This window comes from Streptomyces inhibens, from assembly GCF_003389455.1.
Taxonomy (GTDB): domain Bacteria; phylum Actinomycetota; class Actinomycetes; order Streptomycetales; family Streptomycetaceae; genus Streptomyces; species Streptomyces inhibens.
Map to the genome: position 1 here is coordinate 1 of NZ_QUAC01000346.1, position 3,958 is coordinate 3,958.

Here is a 3,958-nt window from a genome sequence, read left to right on the forward strand (position 1 = left end):
CCCCGAACCCACCCCCCGCCCCCTCCCCCGAAGGGGGAGAGGGGGAGGGGGCGGGGGAGAGCTCCGAGGCTGCGGAATTGCCGCTTCCGCCTCCGTGGGCCGGGCTGCTTCCGCCCCTGCGGGACTGGCCGCTTCCGCTCCCGCGGGCCGGGCCGTTTCCGCCCCCGCAGGCCGGGCCGCTTCCACCACCGCACCGGCGAACGGCCCCGCCCCGCCGCAGGAACCGCCCCTTCCGCCCCGTACATGAAACGCCGCCGTGCGCGCGGCGGCGGCGCTGTCAGTGGCTCGTGCGAGCATGGCGGTGGGTTGATTCGGGACTGCGGCGGGGGGAGCCGATGAGGTCAGGGTGGGGTTCTGCCGTAGGGCAGTTGACGGTATTTCAGCGAGCGGCTCGACCGTTCCTGGGCAGGGCGGTCCGTTCGGTCACCGGCCGGGCGGCCTGGGATGTCCTGGCCCGGCAGGCCCGGCAGGCCCGGTCGGTCCTCGGTCGGGCGGCCCGGTTGGTTCTCAGCCGGGCGGTCCGGTCAGTCCTGGGCCGGGGGGATTTCGCCCGAGCCGCGGGCGATCAGGCGGGTGGGGATCTCCATCTGCCGGGGCGCGTCGTCGGTGCCGTCCAGGCGGCGGAAGAGCAGCCCGGCGGCCGTCCGGCCCATGCGTGCCGGGTCCTGGGCGACGACCGTGATCGCCGGCCGTACGAGATCGGCCAGTTCGAAGTCGTCGAAGCCCACCAGCGCTACGGGGCGCGGGCGTTCGCCGAGGACGCGTACGGCGGTGACGGTGACCCGGTTGTTGCCCGCGAAGAGCGCGGTGACCGGCTCGGGGGCGTCCAGCATGGCGTTGGCGGCGGTGCGTACCCGGTCGGGGGCGGTGGAGCCCAGCGACACCCAGGAGTCGTCCACGGGCAGACCGGCGGCGGCCATCGCGGTGCGATAGCCGCGCAGTCGCTCCCGTGCGGTGTGGATCCGCGGCTGGTCGCCGATGAAGCCGATCCGGCGGTGGCCGTGTGCGATGAGATGGGCCACCGCGTCCTGGGCGCCGCCGAAGTTGTCGGAGAGCACGACATCGGCATCGATCTGGCCGGCCGGGCGGTCCACGAAGACGGTCGCTATCCCGGCCGCGATCTCCGGCTCCAGATAGCGGTGGTCGTCACCGGCCGGGATGACGACCAGTCCGTCCACCCGCCGCGCGCACAGCGCCAGCACCAACTCCTGTTCGCGGGCCGGGTCCTCGGCGCTGGAGCCATTGATCAGCAGCGCACCGTGGCCGCGTGCGACCTCCTCGACGGCGCGGTTGAGGGGGCCATAGAAGGGGTCGGCGAGATCCTCCAGCACCAGACCGATGCTGGCCGTACGTCCCTTGCGCAGGATCCGGGCGGAGTCGTTGCGGCGGAAGCCCAGGGCCGTGATGGCTTCCTGGACGCGTCGTTCGGTGTCCGGTGTGACGCCCGGTTCGCCGTTGACCACGCGGGAGACCGTCTTGAGGCCGACCCCGGCGCGCGCCGCGACATCCTTCATCGTGGGCCGGGTGCCATAGCGGCGGGACGTGCCCCGCGCGGTGTCGGTCACGGTGTGCGGTCCTGTTTCTGTCGGCGTCGAGGTGTGGCGTCGAGCATAGCCTCTAGACAACGTTGTCAAAGGAGGGAAGACTGGCGTTCTCACGCCGGGCCGGTACCCCCGGCCCCCGGGCCCACCAGGAGATTCCACACCGATGCAGACGGACCTCAGCGCAGCGTTGGACATTGGCGGCACCAAGATCGCCGGCGCTCTGGTGGACGCACACGGCAGACTGCTCGTACGAGCCGCCCGGCCCACCCCGGCCGACAAGGACGGGGCGACCGTGATGCGCGCGGTGGCCGAGGTGGTCCGGGAGCTGGCCGCAGGGCCGGACTGGGCGCGGGTGGCGGCCGTCGGCATCGGCAGCGCCGGGCCGGTGGACGCCAAGGCCGGCACCGTCAGTCCGGTCAACATCCCCGGCTGGCGCGGTTTTCCGCTGGTCGCCGGGGTGCGCGCGCTCGTCGGGGAGCGCCCGGTCGTACTCGTCGGTGACGGTGTCGCGATGACCGCGGCCGAGCACTGGCAGGGCGCCGCGCGCGGCTACGCCAATGCGCTGTGCATGGTGGTCTCCACCGGCGTCGGCGGCGGACTCGTCCTCGATGGCCGGCTGCACCCCGGGCCCACGGGCAACGCCGGGCACATCGGCCACATCAGCGTCGACCTGGACGGCGACCCCTGCCCCTGCGGGGCCCGCGGCTGTGTCGAGCGGATCGCCAGCGGCCCCAATATCGCCCGCCGGGCCCTGGCCGACGGCTGGCGGCCGGGCCCCGACGGGGATGCCACCGCCGCCGCCGTGGCCGCCGCCGCGCACGCCGGAGACCCGGTCGCCATACGCTCCTTCGAGCGAGCCGCCCAGGCGCTGGCCGCCGGGATCGCCGCCACCGCCACGCTCGTCGAGATCGATATCGCGGTCATCGGCGGCGGCGTCGCGGGCGCGGGAGACGTCCTCTTCGCCCCGTTGCGCTCCGCCCTGCGGGACTACGCGACGCTGTCGTTCGTGTCCGGCCTGACGGTCGTACCGGCCCAGATGGGGACGGATGCCGGAGTGGTGGGCGCCGCCGCGGCCGCCGCGCAACAGTCCCGTCTCGATGCCTTCGTCCCCACACCCTGAGGCCACCACAGGCCCCCGCGCGCCCCTTAGTCTGTTGCCGACCGCGACGTACACCGTGTGGCACACGGCGTACGGGCCATGACACGGGTATCGAGGGGATCGGCGACGGTGACATCGGGGGAGCGTGAGCAGGGCGGAGCGGACGCGGCGCACGGGGCGAATGGCGTGAGCGGATCCGGTGAGGCGGGCAGCGCCTCCTCGCCGGACACCGGCGGGGGCGCGGAAGGTGCCGGCGACGGCGTGCCCGGTGCCGCCGCCGCGAGCGGGCCCCGGCCCGGCAACGACGCCGATCTGACCGGGCGCCTGCTGGGCGGCCGGTACCGCGTGACCGGCCGGATCGGCCGCGGCGGGATGGGTGTGGTCTGCCGCGCCGTCGACGAGGTGCTGGGCCGCGAGGTCGCGGTCAAGGTGCTGCGCGCCTACACCGACGCCTCCGCCCCGGAGCTGGCCGATCTGCGTACCCGTATGCAGCGCGAGGCGCGGGCCGCGGCCCGTATCCGGCACTCCGGTGTGGTCACCGTCCATGACGTCATCGATGAGGACGGCCGGCCCGTCATCGTCATGGAGCTGGTGGACGGGCCCTCGCTGGACGACGCCCTGGAGCAGCGCGGCACCCTCGACCCCCGGGAGGTCGCCCGGATCGGCGCCCAGGTGATGGACGCGCTGGACGCCGCCCACCAAGCGGGCGTGCTGCACCGCGATGTGAAGCCGGGCAATGTGCTGCTGGAGCGATGGGGGCACCGCCCAGACCGTTCAGGCTCTGGGGGAGGCCGGGTGGTGCTCACCGACTTCGGCATCGCCAGCATCGAGGCCCCGGGCGACGGCGCGACCACGAACATCACCCGCAGCGGCGAACTGGTCGGCTCGCTCGACTACTTGCCGCCCGAGCGGGCGCAGGGCCAGGACCCCACCCCGGCCTCGGACATCTGGTCGCTGGGCATGACGCTGTACGCGGCCGTCGAGGGCGGCGGCGCGCCGTTCCGCCGTACCTCGGTGTGGTCGACGCTCACCGCGATCGTCACCGAAGCGCTGCCCGAGCCCCGTAAGGCCGGGCCGCTCACCCCCGTACTGCACGCCCTGATGGCCAAGAACCCGGCCGACCGGCCGTCCGCCGCCCAGGCCAGGAGCATGCTGGACGCGGTGGCCGAGGGACGCGAACCAACCCCGCCACCGGCGCCGGGTGCGCCGTATCTGCCCACCGCGACGCATGTACGGCCGGTCGCCCCGCCGCCTCCGCCGCAGGAGTTCGGCCCGCAGGCGGCCGGCGGCCAGGCCGCGGCGGCCGCGGGCGCGG

3 protein-coding genes are annotated in these 3,958 nt (G+C 74.5%); 2 read left to right on the top strand and 1 reads right to left on the bottom strand.

Annotation, left to right across the window (positions count from 1 at the left end):
- Window positions 1–524: 524 nt before the first annotated feature.
- Window positions 525–1,565, bottom strand: a complete 1,041-nt coding sequence (locus DY245_RS34230) for a LacI family DNA-binding transcriptional regulator (RefSeq protein WP_128511019.1) — start codon at window positions 1,563–1,565, stop codon at window positions 525–527.
- A 142-nt stretch (window positions 1,566–1,707) separates the two neighbouring features.
- Here DY245_RS34230 and DY245_RS34235 point away from each other — a divergent pair, with 142 nt between their 5' ends.
- Window positions 1,708–2,664, top strand: a complete 957-nt coding sequence (locus DY245_RS34235) for an ROK family protein (protein ID WP_128511020.1) — start codon at window positions 1,708–1,710, stop codon at window positions 2,662–2,664.
- A gap of 240 nt (window positions 2,665–2,904) precedes the next feature.
- A partial coding sequence (locus tag DY245_RS34240) for a serine/threonine-protein kinase (protein WP_244943445.1) occupies window positions 2,905–3,958 on the top strand: 1,054 nt, incomplete at its 3' end.

Coding starts and splice junctions, on each gene's coding strand:
- DY245_RS34235 (WP_128511020.1), top strand. CDS start 1,708: ATGCAGACGGACCTCAGCGCAGCGTTGGACATTGGCGGCACCAAGATC.